Source organism: Agromyces cerinus (assembly GCF_016907835.1).
GTDB classification, from domain to species: domain Bacteria; phylum Actinomycetota; class Actinomycetes; order Actinomycetales; family Microbacteriaceae; genus Agromyces; species Agromyces nitratus.
Genome location: NZ_JAFBCT010000001.1, coordinates 3,623,298 through 3,643,360, shown reverse-complemented (window position 1 = coordinate 3,643,360; position 20,063 = coordinate 3,623,298). Strand labels below are relative to the sequence as shown.

The following is a 20,063-nucleotide window of genomic DNA, read 5'->3' as shown; positions in this document are numbered from 1 at the left end:
GGAGAACGCCTCGAGCTCAGGACGGGAACACGAGTTCCTTCCTGCTCCCGAGTCGTCGTCCTGAAACGAATGCGCCGAGGTCAGAGCGCCCGCAGTCGCGGCGCGAGGTCGCGCGCGAAGAGCTCCTGGAATCGCGCCTGATCGTGACCGGGCGCGTGGAAGACGAGGTGGTTGAAGCCCCAGTCGACGTACTGCTTGATGCCGGCGACGACCTCGTCGGGGTCACTGCCGACGATCCAGCGCTTGGCGATCTGCTCGATCGGCAGCGCGTCGGCGGCCCGCTCCATCTCGACGGGGTCGGTGATGTCGTGCTTCTGCTCGGGGCTGAGCGACAGCGGCGACCAGAACCGCGTGTTCTCGAGCGCGGCCGTGGCGTCGGTGTCGTACGAGACCTTGATCTCGATCATGCGGTCGAGCGCGTCGTACGAGCGACCGCCGGCCGCGACGCCTTCCTTCACGGCTGGGATGAGCTGCTCGGTGTAGAGCTCCATGCCCTTGCCGGAGGTGCAGATGAATCCGTCACCCGCGCGCCCCGCGTACTTCGCGACGGTCGGACCGCCGGCGGCGATGTAGACGGGCACCGGGACATCCGGTCGGTCGTAGATCGACGCGTCGTGGGTCGAGTAGTACTCGCCCTCGAAGCTCACCTGCTCGTCGTCGGTCCAGAGCGCACGCATGAGCCGCACCGACTCGCGGAGCCGCGCGAAGCGCTCGCGGAACTCGGGCCACTGCTGCTCGCCCGCGCCGCGGAAGCCCGTGGCGATCTCGTTCAGCGCTTCGCCGGTGCCGAAGCCCGCGATAATGCGCCCCGGGTACAGGCAGCCGAGGCTCGCGAACGCCTGGGCGAGCACCGCCGGGTTGTAGCGGAACGTCGGCGTCATGACGCTCGTGCCGATCTTGATGGTCGAGGTGCGCTCACCGACGGCGGCCATCCAGGTGAGGGAGAACGGCGCGTGCCCGCCATCGTGCCGCCACGGCTGGAAGTGGTCGCTCGTGAACACCGACTCGAAGCCGTTGGCTTCGGCCGCGACCGCGATCTCCACGAGCTCGCGCGGGGCGAACTGCTCGGCTGAGGCCTTGTATCCGAGGGTGAGCGTCATGCTTCGATCCTCGCACGCCCCGCGGGGCTCGGTGCCAAAAGGGACGGAGCCGGCTCAGGGAAGCAGCGCGAACAACAGCACCGACGCGAACGGCAAGATGATCGGCACGGCCGTCACGACGAAGACGCCCAGGCAGATCAGGAACGCCAGGAGCGAGATGCCGTAGCCACGATACGACGAGCGCTGCAACTGCCTGCGGGCACGAAGGGAGACGATCATGCCCGCGATCGCCGGGACGACCGCGATCGGGCCCGCGAAGAGTGTTGCGAGCGCGACGAGGGCGATCACGATCGAGACCACCGCGCTCCCGGCGACGGCACCGGCATCGGCAGCGGCGGGCATCGACGCATCGTGTGCTGCAGCGGCCTCGGAGAGCGACGGCGTCGCTGCCGACCCGGCCGGCGGCGGCACGGTGTCTTCGACGTCTTCGGCGTGACCCATGCCCCGAGACTAGGGAGCGCCGGCACCGCCGCGCAACGGAATGCCTGCAGCTGCAACCCGCGTCAGCGGCCCGACGCCGAGCTCGAGGGCTTCGGCGAGCGCGTCGATCGTGTCGACGTCACGCCGGAGGCCTGCGGATGCCTCGAGCTCGACGAACCCGGCAGCGGCATGCCGCGCCGCCGAGTCGGCGCCGAAGTGCGGTGCGAGCTGCACGCCCGCCGAGGCCGTCGCGAGGGTCGTGCCGGTGCCGTCGGCGTCGCGCACGAAGGCGAGCGGATGCCGCGACGCAGACTCGAGCGCCGCGTCGAGTTGCTCGGGCGCGAGGGCCGGCAGGTCGCCGAGCAGCACGGCCACGGGGCGGAGGTCCGCCTCGTCGTCGCCCACCCGGGCATGGGCGATGGCGTGCGCGATCGCGCGGGTCAGCCCCCGCGGCGCGTCGGCCGGCTCGGGCAGGAACTCGGCCGCGCCGGCGAGCGAGGGGTCATCGCCGACCACGATGACGCGGGCGACCGTGCGAGCGGCGAGTGCCGCGGCGATCGTGTCGAGGGCGAACGCCCGGGCGAGCGCCTCGCGCTCGGCCGGCGACACGGCCGCGGCGAGCCGCGTCTTGGCGCCGGCCGGCGCCTTCACGGGGATCACGACGGTCCAGGCGGGGGTCGCGGCCGAGGCCGGCCCCGCGGCATCCGCTGCGCTCGTCATGCCCGGAGCCCGGGAAGCACGTCGCGACCGAAGACCTCGAGGAACGCGGCCTGGTCGCGGCCCGCGTTGTGCAGGTAGATGCGGTCGAAGCCGAGGTCGAGGTGGCGCTGGATGTCGGCGCGGTGCACGTCGGGGTCGGCCGAGACGACCATGCGGCCGGCGAAGTCCTCGGGGCGCACGGTGCGGGCGAGCTGTTCGAACTCGAAGGGCGAGCGGATGTCGCCGCGCGGGATGCGCAGCCCGCCGTTCGGCCACTCGGTGAGCGCGCCGCGCATCGCCTCCTCATCGGTGGGCGCCCACGAGAGGTGCAGCTGCAGCACCTTCGGCATGCGCGCGGCATCGCGCCCGACCTCGCGCGCGCCCTCGCGGAACCGGGTGAGCAGGGCCGCGAGCTTCTCGGCGGGGGCGCCCGTCGTGATCATGCCGTCGACGGTGCGACCCGCGCGCTTGGCGGTCACCGGACCCGATGCCGCGACGAGGATCTCGGGCGCGACGGCCGGCATCGTCCAGAGTCGGGTCGCCTCGAGCTTGAAGTGCTGGCCGGAGTGACGCACGTCGCGGCCGGCGAGCGAGCCGGCGAAGAGCTTCCTGATCAGGTCGACCGCCTCGAACATGCGGTTGATGCGGTCGGGCGCCTCGGGCCAGTACGGGCCCACGACGTGCTCGTTGAGCGCCTCGCCCGAGCCGAGGCCGAGCCAGTGGCGACCCGGATGCATCGCCGCGAGCGTCGCGCTCGCCTGGGCGACGACGGCCGGATGCATCCGATACCCCGGCGTCGTCACGCCCGGGCCGAAGTCGCCGCGCGTGCGTTCGCCGATGGCGCCGAGCACGCTCCACACAAACGAGGACTCGCCCTGCGCGGGAATCCACGGCTGGAAGTGGTCGCTCGCCATGACGCCGCGGAACCCGTGCGACTCGGCGAGCGCGCTGAGCGCGACGGCCTCTGCAGGCGGGAACCGCTCGAGCATGGCGGCGTAGCCGATGTGTGCTGACACGTCTCCATCTTCGCGTGTCGGCGGGGTGTCTGCCGCCGGAGGGTCACTCCGCGGCGGCCAGCGGCCCCTCGGACTGCGCTTCGTCGAAGCCGTCGCGATACCCCTCGTTGTACGCCTCGTCGGCGCCCACGCGGAAGAGGTCGCGCTCGGCCGGCCGCTGGATCGACCGTGCACCCGGCAGGTCGAGATCGCCCACGAACTGCCCGAGGCCGCGCACGACCGCGATTGGCACGCCCGACGACTTGCCCTTCACGAGCTCGGCGGCCCCGGCGATCTCGTCGGCCACGCACGGCATGGTGACCGAGAGCGGCTTGCCCGAGGCATCCGTCGACCCGCGCAGGTCGTCGAAGACGTGCACGCCGGCCGCGCCGATCGCGAGGTCGGTCTGGCCCTCGCGCCACGGTCGGCCGAGCGTGTCGGAGAGGATGACGCCGACGTGAGCGCCGGTGAGCGCACGGATGCCGGTGGCCAGCGCCCGCGCCGAGGCATCCGGATCGACCGGCAGCAGCAGCACGGTGCCGTCGGGTGCGTTCGACGCGTCGACACCGGCCGCCGCGCCGATGACGCCCTGCCGGTTCTCGACGATGCGGGTCACGCCGCCCTCGTACTGGCGGGTCGCGACGACGCGGACGGTCTCGTCGGTGATGGCCTGCTCTCGGTCGGCCGCCTGCACGACGCGCCCCTCGGCCTTCGAGACGATCTTCGAGGTGATGACCAGGATGTCGCCGTCTGCGAGGTCGGTCGCGTCGACGATCAGCGCGGCCAGGTCGGCGCCCTGCTCGATCTCGGGCAGGCCCTCGACGCCTTCGATGCTGAACTTCACGGCCACCCCCTGGCTCCATGGATACTGACTCGATCCTTGCAGCTTCCGTGGTGCCGCTGCCAGAATTCGGCCATGGCGCACGAATCCGAAGCCGCCGACGACGACGTGGAACCCGCCCGCGCCGATCCCGCCGACGTCCACGGCGAGCACACCGAGACCCGGCGGGAGACGTACGGCGAGCGTCTCGACCGCAAGTGGAACGATGTCCTGCAGGAGCTTCGCGCAGTGCAGGCCGGCACGCAGATCATCACGGGCTTCCTGCTCGCGGTGGCGTTCCAGCCGACGTTCGCCGAGCTCGAGCGCTACGAGCTCGCCCTCTACCTCGTGCTCGTCGTCCTCGCCGCGACGGCGACGATGCTGGGTCTCGCGCCCGTGATCCTGCACCGCGAGCTCACCGGACAACACCAGAAGGAGCGGGTCGTGCGGATCGCCAACCGCATCCTGCTGACGCTGCTCGTCGTCGTCTCGTTCCTCACGGCGGGCGTTGCGAGCCTCATCTTCGACGTGGCCGTGAACCAGGTCGCGGGGTTCATCGCGCTCGGGGTCAGCCTCATCCTGCTCGCGGTGTTCTGGATCGTGGTGCCGCGGGTCGGTCGTCCATCGCTGCGGGAGCGGCTGCGCCCCTGACTCACCCGGGCGCGGAATCGGCCACGGCGCCGAATCGCGTCGGTGCCGCCGAATAGGCTGGGACCATGCGCATCGCCACCTGGAACGTCAACTCGATCCGCGCCCGCGTGGCGCGCACCGTCGATTGGATGGTGCGCGAAGACGTCGACGTGCTGGCGATGCAGGAGATCAAGTGCAAGCCCGAGCAGTTCCCGATCGAGGCGTTCGAGGAGGCGGGCTACGAGGTCGCGATCCACGGCCTGAACCAGTGGAACGGCGTCGCGATCGCGAGCCGTTCGCCGATCGGCGAGGTCGAGACCTCGTTCCCCGGCATGCCCGGCTTCCTCAAGGGGCTCGAAGGCCCCGACCAGCCGCAGGAGGCGCGCGCGATCGGCGCGACGGTGAACGGCGTGCGGGTGTGGAGCCTCTACGTGCCCAACGGCCGCTCGCTCGACGACCCGCACTACACGTACAAGCTCGACTGGCTCGCGGCGCTCACGGAGTACACGCGCGCCGAGACATCCGCTCGGCCCGAAGTGCCGTTCGCGCTCATGGGCGACTTCAACATCGCACCGCTCGATGAAGACAACGGAGACCCGGCCGTCGTCGAGGGGCAGACGACCCATGTGTCGCCGGCCGAGCGGCAGGCGTTCTTCACGCTCGAGAACGCCGGTGTGACGGATGTCGTGCGCCCGCGCATTCCCGAGGGCTACACCTACTGGGACTACAAGCAGCTGAAGTTCCCGCGCAACGAGGGGCTGCGCATCGACTTCATCCTCGGGTCGGCGGCATTCGCCGAGGCCGTGACGGACGCCTCGATCCACCGCAACGAGCGCAAGGGCGACGCCCCGAGCGACCACGTGCCGGTGCTCGTCGACCTCGCGATCGGCGATGATGACGACGATCGCCCGATGATCTTCTAGGCGGTCGACTCGGGCGTCTGCGCCCCGCCGCGCCGCGGAGAGCCGTGCCATCCGTTCGATACAGGCTTTTGTGAATACACGATCTGCTGTATCGTCACCGGCGTGACCGAGCACCTCGTGACCGAAACGGCGACCCTGACCCACACCGCGGCGCTCGCGCGCCTCGGGCACGCGCTCTCCGACGAGACCCGCGCCCGCATCCTGCTCTCGCTTCGTGAAGCGCCCGCCTACCCGTCGGACCTCGCCGATTCGCTCGGCGTCTCCCGCCAGGTGATGTCGAACCAGCTGGCCTGCCTGCGCGGCTGCGGGCTCGTCGAGGCGGTGCCCGACGGTCGTCGCACCTCGTACCGGCTCGCCGGCGAGCACCTCGCACCGGCGCTCGGCGACCTGCTGCGGCTCGTGCTCGTCGTCGACCCGGCCTGCTGCTCCGGCGACGAATGCACGTGCGCATGACCGCCGTGCCGCAGACGCCCGGCCCGAGCACACCGCGCCCGCGCATCCCCGGCACGCTCGCCCCCGGGCGCCGCGCCGTGCTCGTGCGACGCATCCGGCTCATCGTCGCGGCGACCATCACGTACAACGTGATCGAGGCGATCGTCGCCCTCGTCGCCGGCTCGGTCGCCTCGTCGGCCGCCCTCATCGGCTTCGGCCTCGACTCGATCGTCGAGGTGCTCTCGGCCGCCGCAGTGGCCTGGCAGTTCGCCGCCCCCGACCCCCACAAGCGCGAGCGCGTCGCCCTGCGCCTCATCGCCGTCTCCTTCTTCGGCCTGGCGCTGTTCGTGTCCATCGACGCCGCCCGCGCGCTGCTCGGGGCCTCGGAGCCCGAGCACTCCCCGATCGGCATCGTGCTCGCCGCCGTGAGCCTCGCCGTCATGCCGCTGCTGTCGTGGTTCGAACGCCGCACCGGCCGCGAACTCGGTTCCGCCTCCGCCGTCGCCGACTCGAAGCAGACGCTGATCTGCGCCTACCTCTCGGCGGCGCTGCTCGCGGGCCTGCTGCTCAACAGCCTGCTCGGCTGGGCGTGGGCCGACTCGGTGGCCGCACTCGTCATCGCCGCATTCGCGGTGCGCGAGGGCATCGAGGCCTGGCGCGGCGACGCGTGCACGGTGCCGGTGTCGGTGCTCACGGGCGAACGCGAAGCCGAGGGCAACGAGCACGACGACTGCTGCTGACCGGGCGGGGCGGCGCCGGTGGCGCCCGCGCCCTGACGCGCCCGCTCCCCGGCGCTCCCGTCAGCGGGGCGCCCGCACCGCGAGCTGCGCGCGGAGCTCCTCCTTCGCTCGCTGGTAGCGACCCCGCACGGTCGACGCCGGCATGCCGAGCAGCCGGCCGATCTCGACGAGCGACCAGCCGTCCCAGTGCACGAGGGTGACGATCTCGGCGAGGTCGGGATCGAGCCGCTCGAGCAGATCCCGCATCGCGACGACGTCGGCGGGATCCTCGACCGAACGGGTCGTCAGCACCTCGCGGAGGGCGTCGCCGAGACGCTCGCGCCGCGCCTCGCTGCGGGCCGCGTTGCGGAGCACGTTCCGCGCGACGCCGAACAGCCACATGCGTGCGGGCTCGACCTCCCGCGGGAGCTCCGACCTGCGGCGCCAGGCGATCAGCATCGTCTCCGCGAGCAGGTCGGCACCGTCGGCACCGACCCGGCGTTCGAAGTACGTGAGCAGGTCGGGGGAAGCTTCGGCCATGAGCGCCGCGTAGTCGCGTTCGTCGCGCGACCGGCTGCGGCCGATCACTCGTCGACCCCGGTGCACTTCTCCTGGCCCAACCAGCCGACGCCGACCATCGGCAGGCCTCGACCCTCGACGTACTCCGTCATCCGGTTCTGGATCGCGCTCTTGACGGCCATGTTGTACTCGACGTCGGCGTCGTAGTTCTCGGTGCCGTACCCGAACCGGGTCCTCGAGCCGTCGTCCTCCTCGATGAAGTTCTCGTCGACGGCTCGGCCCGAGACGATCGCGTTCTCGACATCGGCTTCGGTGAAGAGGTCCCCGGCCCGCAGGTAGTCGCGCACCGCATCGGCCGCCCGCGGATCCGCCTCCACACCGTCGGGGCGAGCCGGGTCCGGACTGTAGGTGACGTCTCCGAGGCGCAGCTCGCAGGCGCCGCCGCCCGGCAACGAGTAGGTGACGACCGCATCGGGCTCCTCGGCCCACGCCTGCCACTCGGTGGTCGTGCTCGTGCTCGTGCCCCAGAACTGCGACCAATCGACCATGGTCGCGGCGAACGCCGCACCCGCTCCCCCCACCAGCAGCACCGGTGCCAGCACGGCAGCCGCGAGAGCCGCCCGCCGCCGATGCGACGGCCGGTCCGGCGCCATCGCCGACTCCGCCATCGCCGCAAGCCGGGAACGCACCTCGGGTGTCAGCCCGGTGCTGGGGCGAGCCGCCGCACCGAGCATCCGGTCGAGATCGGGATCCTCATCGAGCCCGCGCAGTCCATCGGTGTTCGTGGTGTTCATCGCCACGTCTCCATTCGTCGAATCATGCCCTACCCAGGTCATGTCCGGCATCGCGCGATTCGTCCGTCTCCCAGCCTGCGACGATACGCTCGAAGGCGTGACCAGCTCCCCCGACCGCTTCGCCGACGGCCCCTTCACGGGCGTGACGCTCGGCGGCCGATACCGCCTCGACGGGCTCATCGGCCGGGGCGGCATGGCGAGCGTCTATCGCGGCGAAGACCTGAGCCTCGGCCGCTCGGTCGCCGTGAAGGTGTTCGCCGAAGCCGCCGAGGGCATCGACGACGCGGCACGCCGGCGCTCCGAGACGGCCCTGCTCGCGAGCGTCGAGCACCGCGCGCTCGTGCGCCTCTACGACGCCGCGCACGACGGCGCGATCGACCGCGAGTACCTCGTCATGGAACTCGTCGAGGGCCAGGACCTCCGCAAGGCCCTGCAGCACGGCCCGGTCGGCACAGCGGAGGCCGCGGGGCTCGCCGCCGACCTCGCCGAGGCGCTGCACGTGATCCACGCGCGCGGCATCGTGCACCGCGACGTGAAGCCGGGGAACGTGCTGCTGGCACCGTCGCACCTGCCCACTCGCAGCTGGGACGCGAAACTCGCCGACTTCGGCATCGCCCGCCTCATCGACGATGCGCGCCTCACCCGCACCGGCGCCTACGTCGGCACCCCCGGCTACCTCAGCCCCGAGCAGGTGAGCGGCCGCGCGCCGGGCGTCGCGTCCGACATCTACTCGCTCGGGCTCGTGCTGCTCGAGGCGCGCACCGGGCGGCAGGCGTTCCCCGGCCCGGCCGTCGAAGCGGCGGCGGCACGCCTCGTGGGCGACCCCGAGATCCCCGCACTGCTCGGCACCGAGTGGGTGGAGCTGCTCCGCGGCATGACCGCCCGAGAGGCATCCGATCGACCGACGGCGCTCGACGTCGCGATCGCGGCCGGTCGGCTTCCGAGCGTGCCGGAGCCCGCATCGGCGGAGACGAACCGAGCGGATGCCGCGACGACCGTGCTGCACGAGGCATCCGACGCCCCCACCCTGGTGCTGCCCGCTTCGCGCACCGCCGCGGCCTCGTCGGCCGCGACGACGGCCGTGCTCGGCACCCCTGAGGGTGCCGATGGGGCCGTCGCCGCTCGGGCTGTGGCGTCCGCGTTCGAGCCGGCGCCGACCCCCTCGCGCCGCTGGGTGCGTCCGGCGATCGCCGTCGGGCTGCTCGTCGTCATCGCGATCGGCATCGCGTTGCTCGTGCCGCCGGTGGTCGCGAGCCTCACCGGGCCGCAGCCCGTGCCCACCGAGACGCTGCCGACCCTGCCGGGCGAGCTCGGCGTGCATCTCGAGCAGCTCGAAGAGGCGGTGACGCGATGACGCGCGCACGACTTCGCACCATGGTCGGCGCCGGACTCCTCGCCGGGTCGCTCGCGTTCGGGCTGGCCGCCTGCGGTCAATCACCTGAGGCGGTCAGCGCCGATCTCCACTCCTCGGTCGTGCAGGTCGCGAAACGCGCTGCCGACGGCGACTACCTCGGCGCGATCGCCGCCCTCGCCCTGCTCGAGAACGACGTGACCGCGGCCGTCGACTCGGGCACCATCGGCGAGCAGCAGGCCGCCGACATCCGCGAGGCCATTGCGCTCGTGCAGGCTGATCTCGAAGCCGCCGAGGTCACCGATTCCGTCACGCCGACCCCCACGCCGACCGAGGACGACGACGACGACAACGACAACCGCGGCCCGGGCAACAACAACGGCAACAACGACAAGAAGGACAAGAAGCAGGACCAGGGCGACGACGACTGAGCGATCGCCCGTGACGGCGGGGGCGATCGAAGTGCGTAGCATCGGGGGATGCCAACACTCACGGTTCCCGGTGCCGAACTCCACTACGAGTCGGCGGGCCACGCCTCCGCGCCCGCCCTGCTCCTGATCCCCGCCGGCATCGCGACGCTGCGCATGTGGGACGAGCAGATCGACGCCCTCGCCGAAGACCACTTCGTCGTGCGGTACGACCCCCGCGGGTTCGGCGGCACGCACCACGACGAGTCGGTGCCGTTCGCGAACCACGCCGACGCGATCGCGGTGCTCGACCACCTCGGCGTCGCCGAGGCGACCGTCATCGGCGCGAGCCGCGGCGGGCGCATCACGCTCGACACCGCACTCGCCTTCCCCGACCGCGTCCGCGGCGTCGTGACCGTCGGCTCGGAGCCGGGCGGATTCCCCGACCTGCCGCTCACCGATGAGGAGCAGCGACGGTTCGACGAGATCGAGGCGATCGATCCGGCGGTCGATGCGGCGCTGCTCATGCGCCTCGAGGCGGCGGTGTGGGCTGTGGGGCCGCTTCGCTCCGAGGCGGAGCTCGACCCCGGGTTCGTGCGACGGGCGTACGAACTGAACGCCCCGAACGCCGCCCACGCGACCGACGACGGCACCATGCTCCCGCTCGAACCGCCGGCGAACGAGCGGCTCGGCGACATCCGGCTGCCCGCGCTCGTGACGGTGGGCGAGTACGACGTCAGCCCGGTGCTCGCGGCGTACGACCACCTGCTCGAGCACCTGCCGAACGCGACGGGTGCTCGCTTCGCCGACACGGCGCACCTGCCGAGCGTCGAGCGCTCCGAGGAGTTCACGCGCGTGCTGCTCGACTGGCTGGGCGAGCACGAGCTCTGAGCGATACGGCGCGCGGCGTCAGCGCGAGCGCTGCGGCGCTCGGCGTCAGCGGCGCCCCGTGAACCGATCCATCGAGCGGTACACGCCGAAGCCGTCGCCGACGACGCGGTCGAAGACGCGCGTCGGCAGCAGACCACGCAGCGCGCGTGAGAAGCGAACGCTCCTCGGCAGCTCCAGCAGGGGCCTGCCCTCGAGCATCGCCCGCCACACGCGGTCGACGACGTACTCGGGCTCGAGCACCGGCGCGAGCACCGGACCGCGGGCACCCGCGAACATACCGGTCGCGATGTAGCTCGGCGTGACCGTGGTCACCTTCACGTTGCCGTGGTCGGACTGCTCGAGCTCGAGTCGCAGCGAGTCGCTCCAGCCGATGAGCGCCGCCTTCGACGCGGCGTAGACCGCCATGCGGGGGTTCGCGAGGGTGCCTGCAGCACTCGCGACGTTCACGATGCGCGCCGCACGATACGCGTTCGAGATCATGCCGGGTAGGAACTCGCGCGCGATGTACATCGGCGCGAGCGCGTTGACCTGCATCGTCGTGCGGGTGTCGTCGCCGTTGTCGGTGTTCCAGAAGTAGCGGTTGCCGCGCACGATGCCGGCGTTGTTGATGAGCACGTCGGGGTTGCCGACCTCGCGCCGCACGCGCTGGGCGGTCTTCGCGATCGCTCCGAGGTCGCCGACGTCGACGACGAACGACTGGATGCGGGTGCGCCCGCGCGAGATCGCGCCGAGCTCGTCGACCGTGCGCGCGAGCGCCGCCGCGTCGCGGTCCCAGAGGGTGACGGATGCCGCGTGCTCGGCCACCGCGCGTTCGGCGTACATGCGGCCCATGCCCCCGGCCGCGCCGGTGATCAGGACCCTCGCGCCGCGCACCGTTCTCGTCATCCCACCATTTTCGCCCACCACGGGGCATCCGCTCGCCGCGATCAGTCGAGGCGCTTGCCCATGCGCACCGAGGTCGTCTCGTAGCCGAGCGACTCGTAGAGGCCGCGTGCCGTCGCGTTGAACGCGAAGACGTTGAGGCCGATCGAGTGGGCGCCCTGCGCCCTGGCGTGCTCCTCGGCGAGGCGCATCGCCTCGCGCCCGAGACCCCGGCCCCGGTGCCCGGGTTCGATCAGCACGTCCCAGATCCACCACGACCGGTCGTCGCCGCTCGTGTCGGGGCCGATCCAGAGGTAGCCGACCGCGACGCCCTGGTCGTCGACGACGTCGAAGACCTCGTGACCGGGTGTCGGCGCGCCACCCGGGAACGATTCGGCCATCCCCTCCGCGGCATGCCTCAGGGCCCATTCCTCGGACCTGCCCATCGCGATGAGATCGCGGGCGTACTCGCCGGCACTGCGGTCGATCCACTCGGGAAGCCGGGCGCGGTCGAGCGGTCGGAGGGAGGCGGTCATGGGCGAAGCCTGTCACACTGCGCCGCGAGAGGGCGGATCCGACCGCCGTGCACCCCTCCCCTCGCGATCGGCGTCGTGGCACCATGGGCGGATGACCGACGACGTTCGACTCCGACTGAAGACCGAGGCCGAGACGGCCGCCTGGCTGCCCGTCGCGATGGCGGCATACGAACAGGCGCGGCAGCGCGCCGGCGAGAACGCCGAGCAGGCGGCCGTCGGCCGGCGCGCCTCGGAGGACCAGTACTTCCCCGACGGGCGGCTCATCGACGGGCATCTGCTCTTCACCGTCGAGGCCGACGGCGAGGACGCGGGCTGGCTCTGGATCGGCCCGATGAGCGAGCCGGCCAACTGGTACATCTGGGACGTCGCGATCCACGAGACGCACCGGCGCCGGGGGCTCGGCAGCCGCGTGATGCAGCTCGCCGAGGAGGTCGCGCGCGAACAGGGGGCGGTGAACCTGCGCCTGAACGTCTTCGGGTACAACACGCCGGCGATCCGCCTCTACGAGTCGCTCGGCTACGAGACGGCGGCGATCCACATGCAGAAGGTGCTCTGACGAACGAGCGGATGCCGCGGCATCCGCTCGATCGGCGGAATCGCGCCCGGCCCGCCCGTCAGTCGGCCAGGCGGATCACCTCGACGCGGTCACCCGGCCCCACGATGACGAGCACGCGCTTCGCGGCGACGCCGTCGAGCGCGGCCACGATCGCACGGGGATCGGGGCGCGCAGCGGTCTCGACCTCGATGGGCGGCTCAGGCTCGGCCCCGGTTGCAGGCCCCACCTCGGCCTCGGTGCCGGCCGCGGCGACGTCATCCGCCTCGGCACTCCGCCAGACGGTGACGGAGGCACCCGTGGCGCGGATCGCCTGTTCGACCTCCGTTGTCTCGCCGCCGGCCACGAGGATGACCCGGCCGACCCGCTGCTCGGGAGCGAGCCCCGCTGCGGCGATCACCGAACGGTCGCGACGCCACACGGCGAAGTGGTAGCCGAACACGAGCACGGTGGCGACGAGCAGGCCGAGCGGAGCGCGTATCTGGTCGATCAGGCTCGCGCCGCTCGTCGAGGCGAGCCCGAATGCGAAGAGCTGGAAGCCGACCACGAGCAGGGTGATGAGCGCGACGATCGCGCTCAGTCCGAACACGGCCACGAGGTAGATGCGGCGGCCGGGGTAGGCGATCTCGGCCGGTTCGGGGCGCTCGGTCGGCCGCCAGCTGAACCACCAGACGGGCCCCCCGACGACGAGCGCACTGATGCCGCCGAGGAGGAGGGAACGGGTGTCGGATGACGCGAACGGGTCGACGAGCGCGGCGAGCACGCTGTTCACGATGATGCCGATGCCCGTGGCCGCGCCGACGAGGCCGACCCCCGACATGACGAGCGTGCTCGCCCGGCGCGTGCCGTCGGACCGGACGGCGGCGATCCGACGGTGGTAGGTCCACACCGTCGCGCCGACGAGCGTCCACGCGAGCGCGGCCCCCAGCGGACGCAGGATCTCATCGGAGGGCGCACCGGCGTCGAATGCGACCCGCAGCCCGACCCAGAGCGTCGTGCCGAGTCCGACGAGCATCAGCAGGCCCGCGGCCATCACGCCGACGACCACGAGGGCCACGGCGGAGAGGCCCGTGTCGAGTCGCCTGGCGCCCTCGCGGTGCCAGTGCCACCACCAGATCGCCGTGCCGACCACCGCCCAGATGAGCCCGTCGACCGGCAGCTGCCACCACGGGCTGCCCGCGATCGTGGTCTGGGAGATGCCGCGGATCGCCGCGTCGAACAGTGCACCGAGGGCGTTGACGGCCCCGCCGGCACCGACGACGAGTCCGATGACCGATCCCGCGACCGCGGGCACGGTCTGCAGCCGGATCGGATGCTTCACCGGATGCCGCCACATCCACCGGTGCCACACCCAGACGAGTGCCCAGACGAGGAAGGCGGCGAAGGTGCCGGGTCGCCAGTCGCCGTCGAGGAGGGACGCCGCCGTGCCGACGAGCGTCGAGGTCGCCACGATGAGTGCCACGGTGTACATCACGGTCACGTAGAGACCCCAGCCGAGCGATGCGCGCTCGGCGCCGTCGCGCAGCCGGCGCCAGACCGACCACCACAGCACGGCAGCGAGCGGCCCGCCGATGAGCGCGAACGCGAGCGAACGGGCGAGGTCGACGGTGCCGCCGAACACCAACTCGGTGCTGACGCCGAGCAGTCGCTCGAGGAGGCCGGCGACGCCGATCGCGACGATCGTGACGAGTGCGAAGAGGAGCGAGTAGACGATCAGTCGGCGAACGGTGCCCTGCGCGGAGCTCATCACTCCACCACCCCGGGCTCGCAGATCGTGAGCGGCCAGGGCGTCGATTCGATGAGCCAGCCGTCCCCGCTCCTGACGAGGTCGAACTCGGCCTTCTCCTCGTAGCTCGAGGAGTCGAACGGTCCGGCGTCGTAGGTGGTGGTGATGAGCACCTGCACCTCGGCGGTGTCATCGCGCTGCGTCGTCGAGACATGGGTCACGCGCAGGTCCTGGGAGTATCCGCCGTCGAACTCGCGGCAGGGGTCGCCGAGCTCGGGGACGAGGTACTCGATGGCAGCGGCCTCGTCGCCGTCGATCACCGCGGCCGAGTACCGCTGCACCACGCCTTCGGGCGTGGACTCGTCGAGGAGCTGGGGCGTGCCGCGGGTGAACACCACGACGAGGGCGACGACGACGAGCACGCCGATGACGGAGAGGATCACGATGAGCGTACGATTCGGCCTCGTTGCAGGCTCCGCCGGGGGTTCGACCATGCACACATCATGGCCTACGCCGGCCCGCGTCGACTATGACGATCTCGGAGGCGTCACCAGGGCTCGCCGGCGGCGGGAAGCAGGGTACGCACCTTCTCGACGGCGTCGGGGAAGCAGGCGTCGAGCACCTCCGTCGCCGAGACCTCGTCGCCGTAGTCGCCCGTGAGTCGCAGGCCGACGATCGTGTTGATCAGCATGCCGGTGGCGATGAACTCGCGGGCCTGCTCGGGCGTGAACCCCGCCTCGTCGCGGAGGAATCGCCAGATGCGGCTGAACCCGGCGCGGGCGACGCGGCCGATCTGGGGTTCGCCTCCGAGCGCCGTGGAGTTCGCGACGACCGGCAGCATGCCGCGCTCGACCAGGAGCTCGGTGTATGCCGTGCCCATGCGCTCGCCGACCCCCTCCGGCGCCCCCGGCAGCGCTGCCCGGAACACGTCGATCATGCGGTCGTACGCGCGATCGATGACCTCGATGAAGAGCTTCTCCTTCGTGCCGAAGAGCCGCACGACGTAGGGCTGGCTGACCCCGGCGGCTCGAGCGACCTCGTCGGTCGTGGTGCCGACGTAGGTCTTCGCACCGAAGACCGCCGTGGCGGCCTCGAGGATGAGCTCGCGGCGGTCGGCCGCCTTCATGCGCGGAGCCGTGGGAGCCGATTCGACCGTCATGGTTGACATGTTATCAGTCGATTACTACAGTTCGAAGTAATCATCCGATAACAACAAGGAGCGCCGTCGTGTCCACCACTCTCGATGCCGCAGTACGCCCCTCCACGCGTCGTTCCGGCGCCCGACGACCGGGTCCGCTCTGGCTCGTCCTCCTCGCCACGGCGCTGCCGATGTTCATGGCGACGCTCGACAACCTCGTCATGACCAACGCGCTGCCCGTGCTGCACGCGGAGTTCGGGGCATCCGTCGAAGAGCTGCAGTGGTTCATGAACGCGTACACGCTCGCGTTCGCGAGCACGATCCTGATGGCGGTCGCCCTCGGCGACCGATTCGGGCGACGCACCCTCTTCATCATCGGCATCGCGGTGTTCACGCTGAGCTCGGCACTCGCGGCCCTCGCCACCGATCCGGGCCAGCTCATCGCCGCCCGAGCCGCGCAGGGCTTCGGCGCCGCCGCCATCATGCCGCTCTCGCTCACCCTGCTCGCCGGCGCCGTGCCGTTGGCGCGGCGCCCTCTCGCCATCGGCATCTGGGGCGGAGTGGCGGGCCTCGGCGTCGCCACCGGACCGCTCGTCGGCGGCGCGGTCATCGAGGGCTGGGCCTGGCAGGCCATCTTCTGGATCAACGTGCCCGTCGGCGTCGTCTCGATCGCCCTCGTGCTGCTCGCGCTGCAGAACAGCTTCGGCGCCCGGCTCCGCGCCGACGTCTTCGGCCTCGCCCTCTCGGGGCTCGGCCTCCTCGGCCTCGTCTACGGCATCGTGCGGGGCAACGAGGCCGGCTGGTCGAGCACCGAGGTGCTCGGCAGCCTCATCGTCGGCGGCCTGCTCCTCGTCGGCTTCGTCGTCTGGGAGTCACGCGCCTCGGCGCCGCTCCTGCCGCTCCGCCTCTTCCGCGATCGCAGCTTCACGGTCGCGAACCTCGCGGGGTTCGGCTTCAGCTTCGGCGCGTTCGGGTCGATCTTCATCCTCATCCAGTTCCTGCAGGTCGTGCAGGGCGCGACCCCGCTCGAGGCTGCGGTGCAGACCTCGCCGTGGACGCTCGCCCCGATGGTCGTCGCGCCGCTCGCCGGAGCGTTCGCCGGGCGCATCGGCACGCGCGCCCTCATCGTCGCGGGCCTCGCAGCCCTGTCGGCGGCGCTCTTCTGGCTGACGGGCCTGCTCGACGTCGACACCGAGTACTCGGCCTTCGTGGCGCCGTTCATCCTCGCCGGCGTCGGCATGGGCCTCGTGTTCGCCCCGTCGGCGACGGCCGTGCTCGCGACCATGCAGCCCGACGACCACGCGAAGGCCAGCGGCACGAACTCGATGCTCCGCGAAGTGGGCGTCGCGCTCGGCATCGCCGTCTCGACGGCGGTCTTCACCGGAGCCGGCGGCGCACTCACCCCCGCCGACTACACCGTCGGCGCCGAGCCGGCCGTCGTGGTCGGCGCATCGGTGCTGCTCGCCTCGGCGCTCATCGCCCTGCTGCTGCCGGCCGGGCGGGCGACGCCTGCAGCGACCGGCGCGCCGATCCGCGAGGCCGCCCTCGTGCACTGACGGCCGTCAGACGACGAAGTCCCCACCGGCAGCGCCGCGTGGGGACTTCGTGCGAGTGGTCTCGTCGACGACTCAGTAGGACGTGACCGCGGGGGTCGCCGCAACGAACGCGAAGGTCGCGATGAAGATGATGATGTAGAGCACGATCGATGCGAAGCCGATGATGACGGCAGCGAGCGCGAGGCCGCGGCCGCGTTCACCCGACTTCTTCACCTGACTCAGGGCGATGAACCCGAGCACGATGGCGACGATGTTGGTGCCCAGGAGCGAGAGCACGAAGCCGACGATCGCGAGGACGTTCCACTTCTCGGCGGGCGCCGACGGTGCGGACACGGGGGCGGGAGCGGGAGTGGTCATGTGGGAGGTTTCCTTGCTCTAGGGATCGACGATCTGCCGAATCGCATCCTGACAGCGCCCGAGAGCCGGCGTCAATGGAGAGGGGTGCCCATGTCCCAGCACGCGACTCGGTGCGTCACAGCATGACGTTTCGATTCACCGCTGCGCGCGGAACACCGCACGATCCTCGGGGGCGAGATGTTGTGTGGCGTACGACAGCATCGTTCGAGGCATCCGCGCGCATGCGACGGGGCCTCGGCATCTGCCGGGGCCCCGTCGGGTCGTCGCGGGTCACCGGAGTCGGTCCGATGATGCGCCGTGCTCGAGCTCGTGCTGACGAAGGGACTCGGCGGCGGCCAGAGCCTCCCCGTACTTCGTCAGACGCACCCCCTGCGCTTCGGCCGCCGACGGGCCGACGTCGGCCCGAGCCTCCGACTGCTTCGCACTGCGGATCCCCTCGACGCTCGACGGCGACGGGCCGGCGAACGAGCGAGACTCGGCCTGCTTCGCACTGCGGATCCCCTCGACGCTCGACGGCGACGGGCCGGCGAACGAGCGGGACTCGGCCTGCTTGGCACTGCGGATCCCCTCGGCGGTCGCGAACGACTGCACGGAGGTCGCGCCGGCGTGGAGCTCGGCACGCATCGCGTCGGACTCTTGTCGGGCCGACTGCTGGAGCTCGTGCTGCGACTGCGGCACGTTCCCCGGCTCGACATCGTCGCGCACCCCTGCGCATGCACTGAGTACGACGAGGAGCGCCACTGCACCGATGGCCGCCGACCCCGTCTTCGTGGTGTTCATGATCCTGTCCTTCCACTCGGGTTCAATAACTGAATATCCCTCACGATAGGAACGCCCGAGCGGGGCGACATCCGGACCCCCACTGGACCGCCGGTCGACATCGGCGCGTTCCGCACACGTGCCCGCACCGGCACGACTCAGGGGCTGCACCCGCTCCGATGCAATCGCGCCCAGGCGGGAGCCGACGGGCCTCCTGCGCGCCGCAGCGATCTCAGCCGCGAGATCTTGCGCTCACGCAAGAATCCCGCGCCGGGGCACAACCAATCGCAGAGCCTCGGCTCGTAGCCTTGAAGGGCACGGCGATTCGCGTCGCGCGCATCCATTCGCAGCACTCACCCCTCATCGAGGATCGGAGGTTCACATGTCGAGCAACACCACGATCGACGCCATCATCGGCGAACCCGAGGTTCTCGAGGACGCGGTGACCGCCGCCGACCTCGCGCTCGCCGAAGGCGTCGAGACGGATGCCGCGTGGCTCCGCCTCAAGGAGTCGGCGACCGCCCTCCAGTCGCTGCAGGTGAAGGACGGCTCGGTGCCCGAGGCATCCGACCGTGCAGAGGCATCCCGTCTCGTCGACGCGATCGTCGAGTCGATCGAGGCGCTCGCGCCGCGGTTCCCGCACGAGGCCGAGTACCTCGCGGCATCCGTCGTCGACTTCCGTCGCTGGCAGGCCGAGGGCTTCGGCGTGCCCGACTTCCTCGACTCGCTCGTGGCGTTCCAGCCGCAGCGGCACCGCATCGACGGCATCCGCCACCTCGTCGTCTTCCCCATGTACACGCAGAACGGTTCGCAGGACCGGCACGTCGAGGCGCTCGTCGTCGAGACGATCTGGCCCGAGTTCATCGCGGAACTCGAGGCCGGCGACTACGGCAACAAGCTCTTCGTGAGCCTGCGCCTCGTCGACTTCACGCCCGGCTACGACACGAACTCGGCGGTGCTCTTCCCCGAGACGGTCGCGATGCGCGAGATTCCGACGTTCACGTGGGGTGCGATCTTCCAGGACCGCGAGGCAGCGCGCTACCGCAGGGTCGTGCGCGCGGCATCCGACATCACGAAGCTCGAGCTGCCCGCCGACGCGGCGGCGCTGCTCGACGACCAGGAGCTCGCCGAGCGCACGTTCGTGATGTGGGACATCATCCACGACCGCACGCACATGCGCGGCGACCTGCCGTTCGATCCCTTCATGATCAAGCAGCGCATGCCGTTCTTCCTCTACTCGCTCGAGGAGCTGCGGTGCGACCTCACCGCGTTCCGCGAGTCGGTGAAGATCGAGCGCGGCCTGAACGCGCGCCTCGCCGCCGGCGAGGAGCTCACCGAGGTCGAAGAGCAGATGCGCTCGACCGGCAAGCTCGTGCAGTACGCGGTGATCTTCGACCGCATCTTCCGCTTCGCCATCACGGGTTCGCGCGTGCGCAACTACGACGGGCTCGGCGGCCAGCTGCTGTTCGCGTGGCTGCACCAGAAGCACGTGCTCGACTGGACCGACGTCTCGCTCAGCTTCGACTGGGACGCCGTGCCCGACGCGGTCGTCGAACTCGGCGACGCGATCGACGAGCTCTACTGGAAGTCGATCGACCGACCGAAGACGGTGCACTGGCTCGCCGCCTACGACCTCGTCACGAGTGTCGTGACGCCGAACCCGGCGTCGGTGTGGGCCGAGGGCCTGCCCCGCGAGGTGCTCGCCGGCCCGCCCAAGGGCTACACGGACCTCGTGATGGACGACGAGTTCCCGCTGTCGATGTTCTACGAGGCCCTCGACAAGAAGATGAAGCCCGTCATCGAGTCGACCGTCGGCATCACGGCCGCCGACGCCTGATCGCCGCACCGATTCAGGACGACGTACGCTGCTCAGGACA

Annotated in this window: 24 protein-coding genes; 10 read left to right on the top strand and 14 right to left on the bottom strand. The window is 71.1% G+C overall.

The annotated features are described in order from the left end of the window. Window positions 1-80 precede the first annotated feature (80 nt). The 5 genes from fgd to cofE are packed head-to-tail and all read right to left on the bottom strand — an operon-like array spanning window position 81 to window position 4,058. Window positions 81-1,100 carry a glucose-6-phosphate dehydrogenase (coenzyme-F420) gene (gene fgd, locus JOE59_RS17055; protein ID WP_204462595.1) on the bottom strand — a complete coding sequence of 340 codons (1,020 nt, stop codon included), beginning with the start codon at window positions 1,098-1,100 and terminating at the stop codon, window positions 81-83. 54 nt (window positions 1,101-1,154) lie between these two features. Further along, the gene (locus JOE59_RS17050; RefSeq protein WP_204462593.1) at window positions 1,155-1,541 is read right to left on the bottom strand and encodes a hypothetical protein; all 387 of its coding nucleotides are present in this window, start codon (window positions 1,539-1,541) and stop codon (window positions 1,155-1,157) included. A 9-nt stretch (window positions 1,542-1,550) separates the two neighbouring features. Next, the gene (cofC, locus tag JOE59_RS17045) at window positions 1,551-2,240 is read right to left on the bottom strand and encodes a 2-phospho-L-lactate guanylyltransferase (RefSeq protein WP_204462590.1); all 690 of its coding nucleotides are present in this window, start codon (window positions 2,238-2,240) and stop codon (window positions 1,551-1,553) included. Next, window positions 2,237-3,235, bottom strand: coding sequence for a TIGR03557 family F420-dependent LLM class oxidoreductase (locus JOE59_RS17040; RefSeq protein ID WP_307837102.1), 999 nt, complete (start codon window positions 3,233-3,235; stop codon window positions 2,237-2,239). The genes cofC and JOE59_RS17040 overlap by 4 nt, the downstream gene beginning before the upstream one ends. Window positions 3,236-3,278: 43 nt before the next feature. Continuing rightward, on the bottom strand, window positions 3,279-4,058 hold the full coding sequence (cofE, locus tag JOE59_RS17035; protein ID WP_374191133.1) for a coenzyme F420-0:L-glutamate ligase: 780 nt from the start codon (window positions 4,056-4,058) through the stop codon (window positions 3,279-3,281). A 72-nt stretch (window positions 4,059-4,130) separates the two neighbouring features. Here cofE and JOE59_RS17030 point away from each other — a divergent pair, with 72 nt between their 5' ends. From JOE59_RS17030 to JOE59_RS17015, 4 genes are all read left to right on the top strand, one after another. Next, the gene (locus JOE59_RS17030; protein WP_239560362.1) at window positions 4,131-4,685 is read left to right on the top strand and encodes a DUF6328 family protein; all 555 of its coding nucleotides are present in this window, start codon (window positions 4,131-4,133) and stop codon (window positions 4,683-4,685) included. Between the two features lie 65 nt (window positions 4,686-4,750). After that, the gene (locus JOE59_RS17025) at window positions 4,751-5,587 is read left to right on the top strand and encodes an exodeoxyribonuclease III (RefSeq protein ID WP_074259587.1); all 837 of its coding nucleotides are present in this window, start codon (window positions 4,751-4,753) and stop codon (window positions 5,585-5,587) included. Between the two features lie 102 nt (window positions 5,588-5,689). Beyond that, window positions 5,690-6,040, top strand: a complete 351-nt coding sequence (locus JOE59_RS17020; RefSeq protein ID WP_307837101.1) for an ArsR/SmtB family transcription factor — start codon at window positions 5,690-5,692, stop codon at window positions 6,038-6,040. Then, window positions 6,037-6,759: a cation efflux transmembrane domain-containing protein gene (locus tag JOE59_RS17015; RefSeq protein ID WP_239560361.1), complete on the top strand. Its 723-nt coding sequence runs from the start codon at window positions 6,037-6,039 to the stop codon at window positions 6,757-6,759. The genes JOE59_RS17020 and JOE59_RS17015 overlap by 4 nt, the downstream gene beginning before the upstream one ends. A gap of 60 nt (window positions 6,760-6,819) precedes the next feature. On the opposite strand, the gene JOE59_RS17010 is transcribed toward JOE59_RS17015, so the two are convergent. Continuing rightward, window positions 6,820-7,278 carry an RNA polymerase sigma factor gene (locus JOE59_RS17010; protein ID WP_204462584.1) on the bottom strand — a complete coding sequence of 153 codons (459 nt, stop codon included), beginning with the start codon at window positions 7,276-7,278 and terminating at the stop codon, window positions 6,820-6,822. 44 nt (window positions 7,279-7,322) lie between these two features. Then, complete coding sequence (locus JOE59_RS17005) at window positions 7,323-8,051, bottom strand: hypothetical protein (RefSeq protein WP_204462582.1); 729 nt, start codon at window positions 8,049-8,051, stop codon at window positions 7,323-7,325. Between the two features lie 97 nt (window positions 8,052-8,148). Between JOE59_RS17005 and JOE59_RS17000 the strand changes: the two genes are divergently transcribed. From JOE59_RS17000 to JOE59_RS16990, 3 genes are read left to right on the top strand one after another with little or no spacing between them, the layout of a single operon-like run. Continuing rightward, window positions 8,149-9,405: a serine/threonine-protein kinase gene (locus JOE59_RS17000; protein ID WP_204462580.1), complete on the top strand. Its 1,257-nt coding sequence runs from the start codon at window positions 8,149-8,151 to the stop codon at window positions 9,403-9,405. Further along, window positions 9,402-9,833, top strand: coding sequence for a hypothetical protein (locus tag JOE59_RS16995; protein ID WP_204462578.1), 432 nt, complete (start codon window positions 9,402-9,404; stop codon window positions 9,831-9,833). The genes JOE59_RS17000 and JOE59_RS16995 overlap by 4 nt, the downstream gene beginning before the upstream one ends. 48 nt (window positions 9,834-9,881) lie before the next feature. Further along, complete coding sequence (locus JOE59_RS16990) at window positions 9,882-10,700, top strand: alpha/beta fold hydrolase (protein ID WP_204462576.1); 819 nt, start codon at window positions 9,882-9,884, stop codon at window positions 10,698-10,700. 45 nt (window positions 10,701-10,745) lie between these two features. Here the strand turns inward: JOE59_RS16990 and JOE59_RS16985 are convergent, their stop codons facing one another. Continuing rightward, a complete protein-coding gene (locus tag JOE59_RS16985) occupies window positions 10,746-11,585 on the bottom strand; it encodes an SDR family oxidoreductase (RefSeq protein ID WP_204462574.1) in 840 nt (279 codons plus the stop codon). 41 nt (window positions 11,586-11,626) lie between these two features. Then, window positions 11,627-12,097 carry a GNAT family N-acetyltransferase gene (locus JOE59_RS16980; RefSeq protein WP_204462572.1) on the bottom strand — a complete coding sequence of 157 codons (471 nt, stop codon included), beginning with the start codon at window positions 12,095-12,097 and terminating at the stop codon, window positions 11,627-11,629. Between the two features lie 91 nt (window positions 12,098-12,188). Here JOE59_RS16980 and JOE59_RS16975 point away from each other — a divergent pair, with 91 nt between their 5' ends. After that, a complete protein-coding gene (locus JOE59_RS16975) occupies window positions 12,189-12,653 on the top strand; it encodes a GNAT family N-acetyltransferase (RefSeq protein WP_204462569.1) in 465 nt (154 codons plus the stop codon). Window positions 12,654-12,711: 58 nt separating this feature from the next. On the opposite strand, the gene JOE59_RS16970 is transcribed toward JOE59_RS16975, so the two are convergent. Genes JOE59_RS16970 through JOE59_RS16960 form a run of 3 tightly spaced genes read right to left on the bottom strand, consistent with a single transcriptional unit; the run spans window position 12,712 to window position 15,544 of the window. Then, window positions 12,712-14,397, bottom strand: a complete 1,686-nt coding sequence (locus JOE59_RS16970; RefSeq protein WP_204462567.1) for a DUF5671 domain-containing protein — start codon at window positions 14,395-14,397, stop codon at window positions 12,712-12,714. Next, complete coding sequence (locus JOE59_RS16965) at window positions 14,397-14,870, bottom strand: LpqB family beta-propeller domain-containing protein (RefSeq protein ID WP_204462565.1); 474 nt, start codon at window positions 14,868-14,870, stop codon at window positions 14,397-14,399. The genes JOE59_RS16970 and JOE59_RS16965 overlap by 1 nt, the downstream gene beginning before the upstream one ends. Before the next feature lie 53 nt (window positions 14,871-14,923). Further along, window positions 14,924-15,544: a TetR/AcrR family transcriptional regulator gene (locus tag JOE59_RS16960; protein WP_204462563.1), complete on the bottom strand. Its 621-nt coding sequence runs from the start codon at window positions 15,542-15,544 to the stop codon at window positions 14,924-14,926. Between the two features lie 59 nt (window positions 15,545-15,603). Here JOE59_RS16960 and JOE59_RS16955 point away from each other — a divergent pair, with 59 nt between their 5' ends. After that, entirely contained in the window at window positions 15,604-17,070 is a 1,467-nt protein-coding gene (locus JOE59_RS16955; RefSeq protein WP_307837100.1) for a DHA2 family efflux MFS transporter permease subunit, read from the top strand. A gap of 72 nt (window positions 17,071-17,142) precedes the next feature. Here the strand turns inward: JOE59_RS16955 and JOE59_RS16950 are convergent, their stop codons facing one another. Next, on the bottom strand, window positions 17,143-17,427 hold the full coding sequence (locus tag JOE59_RS16950) for a DUF4190 domain-containing protein (protein ID WP_179551461.1): 285 nt from the start codon (window positions 17,425-17,427) through the stop codon (window positions 17,143-17,145). Between the two features lie 270 nt (window positions 17,428-17,697). After that, window positions 17,698-18,207 carry a hypothetical protein gene (locus tag JOE59_RS16945; protein ID WP_204462560.1) on the bottom strand — a complete coding sequence of 170 codons (510 nt, stop codon included), beginning with the start codon at window positions 18,205-18,207 and terminating at the stop codon, window positions 17,698-17,700. A gap of 361 nt (window positions 18,208-18,568) precedes the next feature. Here JOE59_RS16945 and JOE59_RS16940 point away from each other — a divergent pair, with 361 nt between their 5' ends. Continuing rightward, complete coding sequence (locus tag JOE59_RS16940; RefSeq protein WP_204462557.1) at window positions 18,569-20,023, top strand: DUF6421 family protein; 1,455 nt, start codon at window positions 18,569-18,571, stop codon at window positions 20,021-20,023. Window positions 20,024-20,063 lie beyond the last annotated feature (40 nt).